Here is a 15,362-nt window from a genome sequence, read left to right as displayed (position 1 = left end):
GATAGTCGTCTGTCGTTAACCATGATCTTGACGCGACCGGAAGACTGTGCCGTTATGACGACGGCACGTTTCACCGGACACGAAGAACCGATCCTCGCGGTCGCGGTGAAGGGAAACCGGCTGGTCACCGGGGGCGCGGACCGGACGGTCCGGGTCTGGGACCTGGAGACGGGGAAGCAGCGATTCACGCTGAGCGGCCATGATCGGCCGGTCCTGGCGGTGGGTATCTCGGGTCAGTACGTGGTCGGTTGCGATGGGGCGACGGTGCGGCGCTGGCGGATCACCGGCGCCGAGGCGCATCCCCCGGAGGTCCAGACCACGAAGCGGGCCGTGGCGGTCGCGGTGGGCAAGGATGCCGTGGTGTCCGGCGCGGGGAGCGCCGTCGAGGTCCGGCGGCTGGACGGCGGGACGGTGCGCGGTCTGCGCACCGGCGGCCCGGAGATCGAATCGGTCGCGGTGACCCCGGACGGCGGGTTCGTCGTCGCCGGGGACGATGCCGGCGGCGTGCGGCTGTGGAACGGGAAAGTCGTTTCCCACTACCGGTTCGGCGGGGTGGGCGCGATCCACGTGATCGCGATCTCGCCCGACGGCGAGCAGGTGCTGTCCGCCGACGGGGAGACGGTCCGGTTGTGGCGGCGCAAGGGCGATTCCGCCCTCGTCTTCCCCGCGCACACCGGGGTGGTGCGGGCGCTGGCCTTCGGGGTGGACGGCAAACTCGTGCTCTCGGGCGGTTCCGACGGCGAGGTCCGCGTCCGCGAGATCGACGACCCGCGGGAGTACACGCTCCTCGAGGGACATCAAGGGAACGTCTGGGCGATCGCCTGCACCGCGGGCAACGAGAAGGTCGTCACGGTCGGGGACGACCGCACGATCCGGGTGTGGGACCGCTTCGGCAACCAGATCGACGGCACCGGTTTCGTCGAGCCCAAACCGGGCCGGGCGCGGCCGCGGATCACGCCCGACGTCGAAAGTCCGGTCGACCTGATCGGCTTCCACGACGACGTGCGCACCCTCGCCGCGGTCATCGCCGACCGTGAGACCAGCCCGCCCCTGTGCGTCGCGCTGCTGGGGCCCTGGGGCTCCGGCAAATCGAGTTTCGTCCGGCAGGTGACGGACCGGGTGGCCGAGCTGGCCACCCGGTCCCGCGGCGACGCCGCCAACAGCGTGTTCGCCGGTGAGATCCGGCAGATCCGGTTCAACGCCTGGCAGTATCACGACGACCATCTGTGGGTCGGCCTGGTGGACCATCTGTTCCGCAACCTCGGCGCACCCGAGGCGCATGCGGACGCCGGTGAGGTCCACGCCGAACGCGAAGCGTTGCGGACCCGGCTCGCGGGGCTGAAAGCCGTCAAGGCGGACTCTCCGCTCACGTGGCGTTGGCGGCTCTTGGTGTCCGGGGTGGACCGCGCCGAACGACGGCGGCGACGGCTCGCGGTGGCGGGCTACGCGCTGGCCGGAGTGCTCGGCATCGCCATGGCGATCACCGGCTGGGCGTTGTGGCACAACGCGATCCTCGCCGCCGCAGGTGCCGTCGTCGCGCTCGGTGCCGTGCTGACCCCGGCGCTCACCACCGCCAGGGCCGCGCTCGCGCCGGTGAAGTCCACATTGGACAAACTGCGGCACGATGTCGACAAGCGCGCGGAACGGTTCGAGACCGAGGTGCGGGAGACCGAGGAACGGCTTCGGCGGCTGGACGCGGCCGGCAGGCTCGGCGATCTGATCGAAGAGGCGAAGTCCGGCCGATACGGGGACTATCAAGGGGTTTTCGCCCGGGTCCGGGAGGATCTCGCGGACCTGAGCGCCGATCTGGCCGACGCGCGGGAACAGTGGCTGCGGGCGGGCGGGAAGGGCAAGCCGCCGCTGGAACGGATCGTGCTCTACATCGACGACCTCGACCGCTGCCCGCCGTCGAAGGTGATCGAGGTGCTGGCCGCGGTCCATCTGCTGCTGGCCCTGCCCGCGTTCGTCGTGGTGGTGGCCGTCGACCCGCGATGGTTGCGGCGCTGCCTCGACCAGCACCACGAAGAGCTGTTCGGCGCGGGGGAGTCGAGCCGGACCGAGTATCTCGACAAGATCTTCCAGATCGTGTTCGCCTTGCGCCCCATGGGAAGCGCGGCGGACGAACTCATCGACGCCCTGATGCCGATCGAGGAACGGGGACCGCGGGCATCCGCGCACGAAGAATGGCCGGAGGACGAGAGCGCCCCCGAACGCGGTGAACAGGTGGAGGTCGTGGTCCAGGACACCGCCCCGCCGACGTTCTACAACATGCGGCCGGATCGGTTGCGGCTCACCGAGGTCGAACGCGATTTCGTCCACGTGCTGCGGAAGAAACTGCACACGCCGCGCGAGATCCGGAAGCTGGTCAACCTCTACCGGCTCGTCCGCATCGGCATCCCGGACGCGGAGCTGGAGGCGTTCGTCGCCGGCCCCTATCGCGCCGTGCTCGTCCTGCTGGCCCTGCTGGTCGCCGATCCGGAGGCGGCGCGTGCGACGTTCATCGCGCTTTCCGGCGAAGAATCGTCGCGCGACGCCTTTCCACCTGAATGGCGGCTAGACGTCGAATCCTTCGATGATCTACAGGTTTATCGGAATTGGGTGGGCACGCTCGCGCGCTTCAGTTTCGAAACCTACGATCTGGTGACCGAGGAGACGGAACCGGGATTCACGTTGTAGCTACACTTGCCCGCTACGACGGCTAGGGGGCGGCGCATGCGGAGATCAGGCTGGCTTTCGCTCGTCTTCGGCGCGCTCGTCGGGACGCTCGTGATCGTCCTGCTCGCGACCACGGTCACCGCGCCGTCGAACGCGTCCAGGTCCGACTGCGTCCGGCTGGTCACCAGTTCCTCGACGGAGAAGGGCGATCTGATCGCCGAACTGGCCGCGCGGTACAACGAGACCGGCCGGACGTTCGACGGCGGCAAGTGCGCGAAGGTCGACCCGCACAAGAAGACCTCGGGCGCCACGCTCGACCTCATCGCCGACGGCTGGAACGACATCGACCAGCACCAGCCCGAGCCTCAGGTCTGGATGCCGAGTTCCTCGCTCTGGCTCGATCTGCTGCGGCAGCGAGGGAAGGGCGAGCGGATCAAGGCCGGGCCGAAGACGTCGCTCGCGACCAGTCCGATGGTGATCGCGATGCCGGAACCGATGGCCAAGGCGATGGGCTGGCCGGAAAAGACCCTCGGCTGGAATGACGTCCTGCAGGTGAACCGGGACGGTGGCTGGGCCTCGAAGGGCGCGGAGTACGCGAAGTGGGGCAACTTCACGCTCGGCAAGGACAATCCGCGGCGGTCGACGTCCGGGCTCGCGGCGACCATCGCGACCTACTTCGCCGCGACCGGCGGCGACTACGGCAAGATCGGGACCGCGGAGACCGTGCAGTTCGTCCGCGGGATCGAGGCGTCGGTCGCCTACTACAGCGACGATTCGGTGGCCTTCCTCAAGACGCTGTACGACGAGGACCGCAAGAAGCCCACGCCCTACATCAGCGCGATGGCGATGCAGGAGCAGATGGTCTACCTCTACAACCGCGGCGTGCCGACCGGGGATCCGGCGCAGCTGAACGCGAACCCCGTCGCCCCGCTGCGCCCGCTGGTCGCCGTGCACCCCAAGGAAGGGACGATGCTGATCGACCACCCCTTCCTGACCACCGCGAGCGCGTCGCCGGAGCAGCAGGCCGCCGCCGATGACTTCTACGCCTTCCTGCGGGAAGAGGGGCAGCAGAAGCGGTTCCGCGATCTCGGGTTCCGCGACCCGGATGGCAGGCCGGGGCCGGATCTGGCCGGGATCGTGGGCACCCAGGGGACCCAGGAACCCCCGAAGATCGGCGTCCCCACCGGCGAGCAGATCCAGAAGATGCTGGACGGCTGGGAGTACACGCAGCGGCGCGGCCGGATCCTGCTGGTGCTGGACCTGTCCGGTTCGATGAACGAGCCGTTCGACAAGAACCGCAAGGACAAACCGTATTCCGAGAGCCGCATCGCCCTGCTGAAACCCGCGATCCGGAAACAACTCGAGTACCTGCATCCCGAGGACGAGGTCGGGCTGTGGACCTTTTCGGACGGGTACGAGGAGAAGATGCCGATCGGCAAGGTCAAGAACGTCCGCGGCCCGATGCTCCAGCTGGTCGAGAACCTGACCCCGAGAGGGGACACGGCGCTGTACCAGACGGTGATGGCGGCCAACGACAAGATGCGGCGGGAGTTCGATCCGAACCTGATCAACGCCGTCGTCTTCCTGACCGACGGAGAGAACACCGAAGCCGGGACGAAGGAGCAGGTGCTGCAGAACGTCGACGCCGATCGGCTGGACAACTCCGTCCGGATCTTCACCATGGCCTACGGCGCGCAGGCCGACAGCCGCGTCCTCGACGAGATCGCGCAGAAGTCCAAGGCCCGCAGCTATCAGGCCGTCGACCCGTACGGCATCGACAAGATGTTCGTCAACGTCTTCAGCAACTTCTGACATGGCCGAGTACGACAACCGGCCGTTCCACGTCGTCGCGGTGGTGCTGGGCCTGATCGCCGGGATGATCGGCCGCGCCGTGACCTACCCGCATCCGCAGGCCTGGCTCTTCGGCGCGGCCGCCGCGCTGGCCGTGCTGGTCCCGGCCGAAACCGCGTTCTTCGTGCTGAACGGCCGACGACGGAAGCCGGTGCGGGAGGCGCGGGAAAAGAAGCGTGCGCCGCAGCCCGTCCGGCACGATCACTTCAGCCTGCTCGGCCGGGCGCTGACGGCCATCGAAACGCTGCGGCCGGGCGAAACGGAGCTTTCCGGAGCCTTCCGGCGGGCGGCGGCGCGACTCGAAGAGCACAAGAACCGGAACACTCCGGAAGTCGACGAGCTGAGGGACGAGACGAGCCAGATCACCGACAGGCTGGAGCGGCACGTGCGGGACGGGACCCCGGTCGGGGTGGTGCTCGTCCAGCGGATGAGGCTGTACCAGGAAAGGCTCGAAGTCGCTCTCGCGGCGGTCGAACCGGGGTGAGTGTTCGGTGCCGAACAGACTACGGCCGTGCGCCATGCTGATCTGACAGCATGCCGTTGATCGGGCGCCGGGTTGTCGAGGGCGTGGAACATGTGGTCGTGCCGGTGGAGCACCGGTTCAGCCTGGAGGAGGCCGTGCTGGCGGTGATGGCCGCCAAAAGCACCGTGCGGCCCGCTCCAGGGATCAAGGTCGCTCCGCTGAAGGTGTCGGAGGTACGGTCAGCGCTGCTTTATGCGGCGAAGCACGCCGATAGGCGACACCAGATCGTGGACAGCTATTTCGTCGAGGCCGAAGACGGGCCGTTGCACCGGTTGGCCGAGTGGATCAGATCGGAACTGGTCCGGCTGGGCATCTTCACCACCCACGACGGTTCCGCCGCCGGATCGGGTGGCCGACTCGGTTACTCTCCGCGATAGGTGTTCACGACTGCCTGGGAGGGTGTTTCGTGGGTTTGGGCCAAGAGGCCGCCGAAGAGAGAGAACGTCCGTTCCTGGAGCGACTGGACGAACCCGTCCGCGCCCGGTTGCTGGAGATGGGGACCCCGCAGACCTACGAGGCCAGACAGGCGCTGATGCGGGCGGGCGAGCCCGGCGACTTCGTCATGTTGCTGCGGTACGGCTACGTGAAGGTGACCAGCGCGGATCGGATGGGCGCGACGGTCATCCTCGACGTCGGCGTGCCCGGCGATCTGCACGGCGAGATCGCGGTGATCGCGGGCGGTATCCGGATGGCCGACGTGGTCGCCATCGAGGAGGTGCACGTCCGGCGCATCGCGGCGAGCGAGTTCAACCGGTTCCTGCTGGATCATCCGGCGGCGATGCGCGAAGTGCTCGTCAGCGTCGCCCGGCGGTTCGTGCTCGCCCAGCGTCAGCGGACCCAGTCGTGGAAACCGCAGGCGGTGGCGAGGGTCGCGACCCGGCTGGACTACCTGGTCGACGTCTGTGGCATCCGGACACCCGCCGGCTGGCGCATCGGGATCCCGTTGAGCCAGGACGAACTCGCGCAGTTCATCCCGATGGGCCGGACCATGGTCGCGCAGGCGCTGGACAAACTCCGGAAGGCGGGAGTTGTGGCCAGTTCGCGCCGTGCGATCACCGTCATCGACCGCGAGGCATTGCGGGTGATCACGGAAAAAGGTGTGACTTAGCTCACTGGCGTTGACCATCGCGAGGTCACGTTTTGTTCGGTTCCGAACAGAACTTCCGGTGAGGAGTGGGAACACTGCTTCCTGCCGCCAGTTTTCACCGATCAGGGGAGGGGTCGCAGAGATGCAGGTGCTGACCTCAGGCCGATACAACGCGCACACCCACGCCGTGCTTTCCGTCGACATCGTCGGTTCGTCCAAGGCCAGCGACGACCTGCTGGACCCGATGAAGACCGAGATGGAAACGCTGGTTTCCCGCTCGTTCAACGCGGTGGGGCTCGCCCCGGGGGAAGCGCGTCACTTCCGGGAGACCGGGGATGGGCTGATGGTCGCGTATCCGGACCACGCCGTCGGGCAGCTCTGCGAGGTCGCGTTCCACCTGGACCATCTGCTCCGGACCCGTAACCGCTACGCCAGGGTGCCGATGCGGGCACGGGTGGCGGTCCACATGGGACCGATGGCGGACAACCACCGCTACCACCGCACGTACATCACGCTGACCCGGCTGCTGTGCGCCTCGACCTTCAACGACGCCGTGGGCTACTGGTGCCGTTCGGATCCGACGGGCGACAAGTTCGGCGCCGGGATGATCGTCTCGCAATCCGTGTGGCGCAACGTGGTCGAGCCGTTCGGGGTCGCGCTGGTCCCGCCCGCCCGCTGCGCCCGGATCAGCGTCACCACCCCGGACTTCGCCGACAGCGCGTGGATCCACTTGCCCGGCTTGGACGCGGAAGCGGTCCTCGCCGAACTGAACCCCGCCGTCGCGGTGCCGCTCGTGTTCGACCGGGTGAGCCGGTTGTCCACGACGGCCTGACCCAGACCGGGCGGTCCGGTTTCCAGGGAGGGAAAACCGTATCGCTCGCCGGTTCCCGGCCCGGTACCCCTACGCCGGGCCGGGAACCGGACCCCCGGCGCGGGGGGTGGGGGCGCGGGTCATCCCCGCCGCGCCCTCTCGCAGAGACCTCGTGAGTGGCGAGGACGGTTCTAACCGTCCTCGCCACTCACGAGTTTGAGTCACTGTCGGCAGCGTTTACCGCTGTTGATGCACCTCACCAGCTGGTTCATCAGCCGCTGCGACATGACGTTCGCGAAGTCGTCGTGGTCGGAGCGCGGGTTGTGCTTCTCCTGAGCAAAGGCGTCGACCGCGTACTGCCCGGCGGCCTGGATGTTCGACGGGATGTTGTACACCAGCGTGATCCGCAGCTGCGGCACGTTCTTGAAGCCACGCGGGCATTTCCCGTTGCGGTCGGAGAACACGATATGCGTGCGGTGGTTCGCGCTGTCGGTGTTCTTCCCGTCCCAGCAGTTCGGGAACGAGTGGACGCGGGTGACCTTGCTGCCCCGCGGGCAGATCGGGTACAGCTCGGTGAGCCGGTCCTCGAAGCCGGTGCAGGTCCAGCTCGGCCGGGCGTTGGCCGGGCCGTTGGTGCTCTGCTTGGCGTCGCCGTAGAGCACGCGCAGGAACTTCGGCATCGCGACGACACGGCGGGCGCCGCCGCTGGTGAAGGTCAGGTCGACCTTCTCGGCGCGCTGGATCTCGCCTTCGTTGTTGCCGATCTCGTTGTTGTCGTTGACGCCGGGCAGGTCGGCCGCCTTGCCGTCGGACTTCTTCTTCTCGGCGTCACCGGCGGCGTTGACGTTGCTGTTGTCGCCGCCGTTGTCGAGACCGCCCTTGCCGTTCTGCTTCACGGCACAGCCGGCGAGCTGGTCTTCGTTCTTCGCGACCGGCTGGCCGGCCTGCCGCATGGTGTCGCCGATCTGCTTGATCGACGGCTTCCGCTTGTTCTTCAGCTCGTCGAGCACTTGGCCGGCTTGTTTTCCTTGCGCCAGCTGGTTGTTCGCGTTCTCGGACTCCCGGTCGAGTTTGTCGAGGTTCTCGTCGATCGCGGGCACGGCCTGGTCGGGGACTTCGCTGAGTTCACTGAGTTCGCTGGCGACGTCGGGGCAGTCGACCTGGGCGGCGGCCTCGTCCTTGGCGGCGTCGACGCGATCGGCGGCGAGTTTCTCCTCGTTCGCGGCCTCGTTCTCTTCCTCTTCCTCGGTGTTGATCCGGATCACCGGCCAGAAGTAGGCCGACTTGTCCCCGTTCTTGCAGGTGGTGCCCGCGCGCAGCAGGCTCTTGTTGTTCGAATCCGCGTTGGTCGAAAGGTTCCCGACGTAGTCGTGCAGATGCTCGGCTCCATTGCGGACGCCGGGCTGCGCGATGAAGTTGTCGCCGTTGAAGTGGCCGTTCTCGTTGCGGCCGCAGTCCACGGTGAACGTCCCTCGTGCGCCTCGTTTCGCGAGGTCGAGGTTGACGTTGTTGCCGCGGGGGACCTTCGTGATGTCGATGAAGAACGACTTGTCCGCGCCGTCGGCCCTGGCGGCGTCGGGGGTTCCGGTCGTGGTGACCACGACGATCCCGCCGACGGCGATGGCGAAGGCGGTGGCGCCCGTGGCGACCTTGGTGCGGCGCGCCATGCGGTGGCGGCCGGCGGATCTTTGGTTACGGGGCATGAACTTGTTCACCTCGTTCGGTGTCGTTGCCCGGAGCCCGGGGGATGCGTCGCCGGGAGTGCCGGCGTCACTGACTCCGTGTTGGCTGAAACGGCCCCGAACGAGAGGCGGTTCAAAAAGCGATCTCGCCGTTATGCTTTCGTTACCTTTCGGCGGTGGTGGTAGGCGAGCCCCAGAACGATGGTGATCGGTCCCCACAGGGCGAGTGGCGCGGTGCAGATCGCGGCCAGCGTTTCCCAGCCCGCGTTGACGTAAGCGACGTTTTCGGCGACGCCGAACAGGCCGAGCCGATGGCCGTCACCGAGGGGGATCGAGCTGAAGAGCGCTGTGAGAATCAAGCCGCCGACCACGGCGGGGACGGCTGCCGCAAGGGGCCGGACGGGTTTGCCGCCGAGGAACGGGATCCAGCGGGGCACCACTTCGCCCCAGCCCCGGACCAGCCCGATGGCCAGGAGCGCGATCACTTCGGAAAGCACACTGAGCGTGAGGACGTACGGGACGCTCAGCCAGTAGTCCGGCATCTCGCGATCGTGGATCTGGCCCATTTCGAAATGCACGGCGAAGGGCAGCCGCCACAGGCACGAAGGCAGGAGGAGCCAGGGGAGCGCGTAAGCCAGGCGCATCGCCCAGCGGGGAACCGGTCGTTCGGTGTCACTGACGGCCGGAGGACGATGAAGGATCTGCATGAGGCCGATCCTGTCGCCGTGAGGCGCCGGAAAGATCACTCGCGCGGACAAGTTCCCTCCTTCCGGAGAGGGAGAAAGGCCCGGCCTCGGGGCAGTCGAGGCCGGGCCGGGTTCCCGCTGGTCAGGCGTCGACCTTGTCCTTGGGCTCCGCCTCGGGAGCGGTGGGACGGGCAGGAAGGAAACGCTTGATCACCGGGAAGAACAGGATCACCAGGATGATCACGTAGACCACGATCGCGAACGGCGTGTTGACCAGCCCGGTCAGCGAGCCGTCACTGAGCTGCAGCGCGCGCCGCATCTGCTGTTCGGCGGCCGGGCCGAGGATCACGCCGATGATCGCCGGCAGCACCGGCAATCCGTAGCGGCGCATCGCGAACCCGATCAGGCCGATCACGAACATCACCAGCAGGTCGAAGATGTCCGCGTTGACCGCGTACGCGCCGACACTGGCGAAGAACAGGATGCCCGCGTAGAGGTACGGCCGCGGGATGCGCAGCAGCTTCGCCCACAGCGGCGCCAGCGGCAGGTTCAGCACCAGCAGCAGCGTCAGGCCGACGAACAGCGAGGCGATCAGGCCCCACACCAGCTTCGACTCGCGTTCGAACAGCAGCGGACCCGGCTGGATGCCGTACTGCTGGAACGCCGCCAGCATCACGGCCGCGACCGCGGTGGTCGGCAGGCCCAGCGTCAGCATCGAGACCAGCGTGCCCGCCGCCGAGGACGACGCGGCCGCTTCCGGACCCGCGACGCCTTCGATGGCGCCCTTGCCGAATTCGTCCTTGTGCTTCGACAGCCGCTTTTCGGTCAGGTACGAGAGGAACGTCGGGATCTCCGCGCCGCCGGCCGGGATGGCGCCGAACGGGAACCCGATCACCGGACCGCGCAGCCACGGCTTCCAGGTCCGCTTCAGATCGGCGCGCGAGAGCCACGGCCTGCCGACCGGGATCGGCTTGAAGGTGTTGCGCCGCAGATGCGCGGCCACCCACAGCGACTCGCCGACGGCGAACAGCGCGACCGCCACGATCACCACGTCGATCCCGTCCGCCAGATGCAGCGAACCGAAGGTCAGGCGCGACTGACCGGTCATCTCGTCCAGGCCGACGAGCCCGATGGTGAGGCCGATCAGCAGCGACGCGACACCGCGGATCCGCGAGTTGCCGAGCACCGAGGTGACCCCGATGAACGCCAGCACCATGATCGCGAACAGGTCGGGCGCGCCGATGTCGACCGCGTACTTCGCGATGATCGGCGCCAGCAGCACCAGCGCCATCGTGCCGAGGATGCCGCCGACGAAATGCCCGATCGCGGCCGCCGCCAGCGCCTGGGCGCCGCGGCCCTTGCGTGCCATGGGGTTTCCGTCGATCGCGGCGACCACGGAGAAGCTCTCACCCGGGGTGTTCAGCAGGATCGACGTCGTCGAGCCGCCGAACATGCCGCCGTAGTAGATGCCGGCGAACATGATGAACGCCGCCGTCGGCTCCATGCCGTAGGTCACCGGCAGCAACAGGGCCACCGCCATCGCGGGGCCGATCCCCGGCAGCACCCCGATCGCGGTGCCCAGCAGCACACCGAGCGCGGCGAGCGCGAGGTGCGTCGGGGTCAGCGCGGTGCCGAACCCGTCGATGAGTTGCTGCAGCATCAGAACACCTCCATCAACGGGCCACCGGGCAGCGGGACACCGAGCAGGTTGTTGAAGATCAGGAAGGTCACGACCGACATGCCCGCCGCGATCAGCGGATCACGCACCAGGTTGCGGCTGCCGAGGGCGAACGCCGCGCCCCAGAACAGGATCGCGCCCGAGATCGGGAACCCGACGAGGCCGATCAGCGCCGCGTTGGCGAGGAAGGCACCGCACAGCAACAGAACCGTGCGCATGTCGGCGGGTGCGGTGAGGTCGATGTCCTCGCCGCCCTCGGCCTCGCCCTTGCCGCCGCGCAGGACGTCGCGCGCCAGCAGTACCGCGACGATCAGCAGCAGCGAGCCGACCAGGACCGGGACCGCCTTCGGCCCGACGGGACCGCGCTGGGCGAAGTCGGTAGGAATGCTCAGCGCGTCGGTCAGCACCAGCACGCCGAGCACCACGAGCACCACGCTCACGCCGAGTTCGGAGCGCCCTTTCAGCCACGTGGTCATGCCAGACCCAGCTCTTTCAGCACCGTTGCCACTCGAGTGTTCTCCTCTTTGAGAAACGAACCGAACTGCTCACCTGGCGCGAACGCGCCGGTCCATCCGTTGCGCTGCAAGGCTTCCTGCCACTGCGGCGTCTTCTGCAACCGCTCGAACAGGCTCACCAGCTTCGCCCGGTCCGACTCGGTGATACCCGGCGGCGCGACGATGCCGCGCCAGTTCGTGAACTTCACGTCCACACCGGACTCCGTCAGCGTCGGCGCGTCGATCCCGGGGAGCCGCTTCTCGCTCGTCACCGCCAGGACCCGGAGCGTGCCCGCCGCGATCTGGTCGCGGTACTCGCCGACACCGGAGACGCCGAACGCGACCTTGCCGCCGAGTACCGAGGCGAGCAGTTCGCCGCCGCCGTCGTACTGGACGTAGTTGACCGTCTTCGGCGCGAGCCCGATCGCCTTCGCCATCAGCATCGGCGCCAGGTGGTCCGGCCCGCCGGGGGACGAGCCGCCGCCGACCTGGACCGCGCCCGGGTCCCGCTTCCAGGCGTCGAGCAGCTGGCCGATGTTCTGGTACGGCGAATCCTTGCCGACCACGACGATGTCCGACTCTTCGATCAGCTTCGCCACCGGTGTGGTGTCGAGCAGCGAAGACGGCGACTTGTTCGTGAACACGCTGCCGACGACACCGAGCCCCATCGACATGACGAGTTTGCCGTTGCCGCGTTCGGCCACCGTGCGGCCGAGACCGACCGTGCCGCCGGCGCCGGGGAGGTTGAACACCTCCGCGTTGCCGAGCAGGTCGGCGTCCTCCATGGCCTTGGTCGCGGTCCGCGCCGTGATGTCGTAACCGCCGCCGGGCGCGTTGGGCACGAGTACCCGCAACGACCGGATCTGCGAGCCCTCGTCGGCCTCGCTGCCCGGGGTGAGCAACGGTGGCACCAGCAAAACGGCGACGAGCGCCGCCGCGATGGCCAACCAGCTACTGGGCTTCACTGTGATCCCCGCCTCTCTGCCGCGTGGTTGGACATGTTGCACTCGTGTAAACAGAGATGTCTCGCTTAGACGCCTAAGGGTTCTTTTGTTCTTTGTGGTCACGAGGAGGTGGCGATGGGTGCTCGGGGTTCCTTGGCCCGCCAGCTCCTCGTGTGGCAACTGGTAGTCGTCAGCTGCCTACTCTGCGCGGTGGGCGTGCTGGCCGTCGTCCAGGCGGGGAACAACTTCCGCACGACCGAGGGACGCCGGGCGCTGTCGGTCGCGGAGAGTGTCGCCGCGCAGGGCATCGTGGGCGACCTCGACAACGGCCCGTGGGAGCTGAACGCGCCCGCGGAGACCGCGCGAAGCCTCTCCGGGGTCGATTTCGTCGTGATCGCGGGAGCGGACCGTTATGTGCTCGCGTCACCTGATCCGGGGCAGGTGCGCACGCTGCTCGACCTCGGCGACAGCACCGTCCTCTCTGGACGGTCGTGGGTCGGCGAACTCGACGGCTCGATCGTGGCGCACGTCCCGGTGCTCGACGAGAAGGGCGGCAAGGTGGTCCGCATGGTCGCGGCGGGCTCGAAGTCGCCCGGGTTCTTCGCCGGAGTGCTCGAGTCGCCGGACAACGCCCTGCGCGTGCTGGGGGTCGCGCTGGTGATCGGGGTGAGCGGTTCGCTGCTGCTGGCGCGGCGGGTGAAGAACCAGACGCTCGGCCTGGAACCGCACGAGATCACCGCGCTGGTCGAGAACCGGGAGGCCCTCCTGCACGGCATCAAGGAGGGCGTCGTCGGCCTGGATCCGCAGCACCGGATCACCCTCGTGAACGACCAGGCGCGCGAACTGCTGGCGCTGCCGGACGACGCCGTCGGCCGGTCGGTCGAGGACCTCGACCTCAACGAACGCATCCGCGACCTGCTCACCGGCCGCGCGACCGGCGCCGACCAGATCGTGCTGCGGCAGGGGAAGGTGCTCACGCTGAACCGGATGCCGATCGACGTGCGGGGAGCCGTGGTCACCCTGCGGGACCGCACCGATCTGATGACCCTGCGGGACGAACTCGACGCCAGCAGGCACGCCACCGACACGTTGCGGGCGCAGGCGCACGAGTTCAGCAACCGGCTGCACACCATCTCCGGGCTGCTGGAACTCGGGGAATACGAAGAGGTTCGCGGTTACGTCAGCCGGATCAGCTCGGCGCAGGGGGAGTGGCGCGCGGAGGTCGGCTCGCGCGTCGGTGACCCGGCGGTGGCGGCGCTGTTGATCGCGAAGGCGTCGCTCGCGGCGGAACGCGGGGTCGGGTTGCGGATGGCGCCGGACAGCGAACTGGATCGCGTCGAAGACGCCCTTTCCACGGATTTGGTGACAGTGCTGGGAAATCTCGTCGACAACGCCTTGGACGCGCTGGGTGGGGAACAGGGCTGGATCGAGGTCGGCGTGTGGCAGGAGGAGGACGAAGTGCGGGTGGAGGTCCGTGATTCCGGGCCGGGAGTCGCCCCGGAGATCGCGGAGGAAGTGTTCGAGCACGGGTTCACGACGAAGGCCGCCGCGCACGGCCAGCGCGGTCTCGGGCTCGCGCTGATCCGACAGGCGTGCGTGCGGCGAGGCGGTTCGGTCGAGGTGCACAACTCCGGCGGCGCGGTGTTCACGGCGAGGTTGCCGCGATGATCAAGGTGCTCGTCGTCGACGACGATTTCATGGTCGCGAAGGTCCACAGTGGATACGTCACGCGCACGGAGGGGTTCGCCGTGGTCGGGGTCGCGCACACCGGCGCCGACGCGATCCGCCTGGCGCGGGAACTGAAACCGGATCTGGTGCTGCTGGACGTCTATCTTCCCGATGTCGACGGGCTTTCGGTGCTGCGGGAACTGCGCGCGACCGAGGACGTCGACGTCATCCTGATCACCGCCGCGACCGACGTGGAAACCGTGCGGCAGGCGATGCGGGGCGGAGTCCTGCACTATCTGATCAAACCGTTCGAGTACGCGTCGCTGCGCGATCAGCTGACTCATTTCGCGTCGCTGCACCGGCGGCTGGACCGGCTCGCCGAGGCCGGGCAGGCCGACGTCGACCAGGTCTTCGGCGCGCGGCCGAGCGCGAAACCCGTGCTGCCCAAGGGACTCACCGCCGAGACCGCGCGATTGGTGGAGAACGCGCTGCGGGGCGCGGCCGGCGGGATGTCGGCGAGCGAATGCGCCGAGGCGACCGGTGTCGCACGGGTGAGCGCGCGCCGGTACCTGGAGCATTTCGTGGCGACGGGGAAGGCCGAGGTGACGCTCAAGTACGGCGGGACGGGACGGCCCGAACGCCGCTATCTCTGGTCGTGACCCCTCCCCGCATTTCGTCCTCTGAACGCGCGACGTCGGCGCGGAGCCCGGCGATGAGGCGGGCGAGGCCGTACTCGAACGAGGCGGCCGGATCCTCGTCGTGGTCGCCCTCGTCGTGCTGCTGTTCGTCGATCGCGCAGCCGAGGGTGTACCGGCTGATCGCGAGGATCGCGTGCGTCGCGTCCTCCTCGGCGAAACCGGCCCGCAGCAACGGTTTGATCAGCGGTGTCATCGCCGACCGGCCGGTCGGACGGGAGCCTGCGTGCAGGCGGGCGCCGTCCCGGTAGGACAGCAGCGTGGCGCGGATGGTGCGAGCGCGCCTGGCCAGCCATTCGGCCCAGTCGTCCATCGCCGCGGGATCGTCGAGCGGGGCGAGCCGGTCGTCCAGCATCGTTTCGGCCATCTGGTCGAGCAACGCCTGCTTGCTCTTGAAATGCGTGTAGAGCGCGGGACCGCGCACGCCGAGCTTCTCCCCGAGCTTGCGCAGGCTCAGTCCGTCCAGCCCGACCTCGTCGAGGAGTTCCAGCGCGGCTCGAACGTAGCCATCCCGTCTCACGACCATGCGCACACCTTCGCCGGTCCGTATCGAAGTTGACAACTCGGCAGTATCTTATCACTGTTAAG

General features: G+C 68.1%; 14 protein-coding genes. 8 read left to right on the top strand and 6 right to left on the bottom strand.

Features of this window, described 5'->3' with window-relative positions:
• Nucleotides 1-54: 54 nt before the first annotated feature.
• The 6 genes from AJAP_RS32250 (at nt 55) to AJAP_RS32225 (ending at nt 6,948) form a co-directional block, all read left to right on the top strand.
• Nucleotides 55-2,676 carry a P-loop NTPase fold protein gene (locus AJAP_RS32250; RefSeq protein WP_038518518.1) on the top strand — a complete coding sequence of 874 codons (2,622 nt, stop codon included), beginning with the start codon at nt 55-57 and terminating at the stop codon, nt 2,674-2,676.
• A gap of 36 nt (nt 2,677-2,712) precedes the next feature.
• A complete protein-coding gene (locus AJAP_RS32245; RefSeq protein WP_038518515.1) occupies nt 2,713-4,467 on the top strand; it encodes a substrate-binding and VWA domain-containing protein in 1,755 nt (584 codons plus the stop codon).
• A 1-nt stretch (nt 4,468) separates the two neighbouring features.
• Nucleotides 4,469-4,990 carry a hypothetical protein gene (locus AJAP_RS32240; RefSeq protein WP_038518512.1) on the top strand — a complete coding sequence of 174 codons (522 nt, stop codon included), beginning with the start codon at nt 4,469-4,471 and terminating at the stop codon, nt 4,988-4,990.
• Between the two features lie 50 nt (nt 4,991-5,040).
• The gene (locus tag AJAP_RS32235) at nt 5,041-5,406 is read left to right on the top strand and encodes a hypothetical protein (protein ID WP_016331763.1); all 366 of its coding nucleotides are present in this window, start codon (nt 5,041-5,043) and stop codon (nt 5,404-5,406) included.
• Nucleotides 5,407-5,435: 29 nt separating this feature from the next.
• Entirely contained in the window at nt 5,436-6,137 is a 702-nt protein-coding gene (locus tag AJAP_RS32230) for a Crp/Fnr family transcriptional regulator (RefSeq protein WP_037346186.1), read from the top strand.
• A 121-nt stretch (nt 6,138-6,258) separates the two neighbouring features.
• On the top strand, nt 6,259-6,948 hold the full coding sequence (locus tag AJAP_RS32225) for a hypothetical protein (protein WP_037346187.1): 690 nt from the start codon (nt 6,259-6,261) through the stop codon (nt 6,946-6,948).
• A gap of 200 nt (nt 6,949-7,148) precedes the next feature.
• On the opposite strand, the gene AJAP_RS32220 is transcribed toward AJAP_RS32225, so the two are convergent.
• From AJAP_RS32220 to AJAP_RS32200, 5 genes are all read right to left on the bottom strand, one after another.
• Nucleotides 7,149-8,594 (bottom strand): DUF1996 domain-containing protein, encoded by a 1,446-nt coding sequence (locus tag AJAP_RS32220; protein WP_148311734.1) that lies wholly within the window; start codon nt 8,592-8,594, stop codon nt 7,149-7,151.
• A 167-nt stretch (nt 8,595-8,761) separates the two neighbouring features.
• Nucleotides 8,762-9,316: a hypothetical protein gene (locus tag AJAP_RS32215; protein WP_038524306.1), complete on the bottom strand. Its 555-nt coding sequence runs from the start codon at nt 9,314-9,316 to the stop codon at nt 8,762-8,764.
• 121 nt (nt 9,317-9,437) lie between these two features.
• The gene (locus AJAP_RS32210) at nt 9,438-10,955 is read right to left on the bottom strand and encodes a tripartite tricarboxylate transporter permease (protein WP_038518508.1); all 1,518 of its coding nucleotides are present in this window, start codon (nt 10,953-10,955) and stop codon (nt 9,438-9,440) included.
• The gene (locus AJAP_RS32205; protein WP_037346191.1) at nt 10,955-11,449 is read right to left on the bottom strand and encodes a tripartite tricarboxylate transporter TctB family protein; all 495 of its coding nucleotides are present in this window, start codon (nt 11,447-11,449) and stop codon (nt 10,955-10,957) included. The genes AJAP_RS32210 and AJAP_RS32205 overlap by 1 nt, the downstream gene beginning before the upstream one ends.
• Entirely contained in the window at nt 11,446-12,414 is a 969-nt protein-coding gene (locus tag AJAP_RS32200) for a Bug family tripartite tricarboxylate transporter substrate binding protein (RefSeq protein ID WP_081976006.1), read from the bottom strand. The genes AJAP_RS32205 and AJAP_RS32200 overlap by 4 nt, the downstream gene beginning before the upstream one ends.
• 132 nt (nt 12,415-12,546) lie before the next feature.
• Between AJAP_RS32200 and AJAP_RS32195 the strand changes: the two genes are divergently transcribed.
• Together AJAP_RS32195 and AJAP_RS32190 are read left to right on the top strand one after the other, a co-directional pair.
• Nucleotides 12,547-14,079, top strand: a complete 1,533-nt coding sequence (locus AJAP_RS32195; RefSeq protein WP_038518505.1) for a sensor histidine kinase — start codon at nt 12,547-12,549, stop codon at nt 14,077-14,079.
• Nucleotides 14,076-14,738 (top strand): response regulator, encoded by a 663-nt coding sequence (locus tag AJAP_RS32190; RefSeq protein WP_038518502.1) that lies wholly within the window; start codon nt 14,076-14,078, stop codon nt 14,736-14,738. The genes AJAP_RS32195 and AJAP_RS32190 overlap by 4 nt, the downstream gene beginning before the upstream one ends.
• Here the strand turns inward: AJAP_RS32190 and AJAP_RS32185 are convergent.
• Complete coding sequence (locus tag AJAP_RS32185; RefSeq protein ID WP_228694676.1) at nt 14,689-15,300, bottom strand: TetR/AcrR family transcriptional regulator C-terminal domain-containing protein; 612 nt, start codon at nt 15,298-15,300, stop codon at nt 14,689-14,691. The genes AJAP_RS32190 and AJAP_RS32185 overlap by 50 nt on opposite strands.
• Nucleotides 15,301-15,362 lie beyond the last annotated feature (62 nt).

The organism is Amycolatopsis japonica, assembly GCF_000732925.1.
Taxonomy (GTDB): Bacteria; Actinomycetota; Actinomycetes; order Mycobacteriales; family Pseudonocardiaceae; genus Amycolatopsis; species Amycolatopsis japonica.
The sequence above is the reverse complement of the archived record's forward strand: the minus strand, read 5'-3'. Positions and strand labels throughout refer to the sequence as shown.

Bases quoted from the DNA above. Each gene is read 5' to 3' on its own strand.
- AJAP_RS32250 (WP_038518518.1), top strand. From the start codon at position 55: ATGACGACGGCACGTTTCACCGGACACGAAGAACCGATCCTCGCGGTC.
- AJAP_RS32245 (WP_038518515.1), top strand. From the start codon at position 2,713: ATGCGGAGATCAGGCTGGCTTTCGCTCGTCTTCGGCGCGCTCGTCGGG.
- AJAP_RS32240 (WP_038518512.1), top strand. From the start codon at position 4,469: ATGGCCGAGTACGACAACCGGCCGTTCCACGTCGTCGCGGTGGTGCTG.
- AJAP_RS32235 (WP_016331763.1), top strand. From the start codon at position 5,041: ATGCCGTTGATCGGGCGCCGGGTTGTCGAGGGCGTGGAACATGTGGTC.
- AJAP_RS32225 (WP_037346187.1), top strand. From the start codon at position 6,259: ATGCAGGTGCTGACCTCAGGCCGATACAACGCGCACACCCACGCCGTG.
- AJAP_RS32220 (WP_148311734.1), bottom strand. From the start codon at position 8,594: ATGGCGCGCCGCACCAAGGTCGCCACGGGCGCCACCGCCTTCGCCATC.
- AJAP_RS32215 (WP_038524306.1), bottom strand. From the start codon at position 9,316: ATGCAGATCCTTCATCGTCCTCCGGCCGTCAGTGACACCGAACGACCG.
- AJAP_RS32210 (WP_038518508.1), bottom strand. From the start codon at position 10,955: ATGCTGCAGCAACTCATCGACGGGTTCGGCACCGCGCTGACCCCGACG.
- AJAP_RS32205 (WP_037346191.1), bottom strand. From the start codon at position 11,449: ATGACCACGTGGCTGAAAGGGCGCTCCGAACTCGGCGTGAGCGTGGTG.
- AJAP_RS32195 (WP_038518505.1), top strand. From the start codon at position 12,547: ATGGGTGCTCGGGGTTCCTTGGCCCGCCAGCTCCTCGTGTGGCAACTG.
- AJAP_RS32190 (WP_038518502.1), top strand. From the start codon at position 14,076: ATGATCAAGGTGCTCGTCGTCGACGACGATTTCATGGTCGCGAAGGTC.
- AJAP_RS32185 (WP_228694676.1), bottom strand. From the start codon at position 15,300: ATGGTCGTGAGACGGGATGGCTACGTTCGAGCCGCGCTGGAACTCCTC.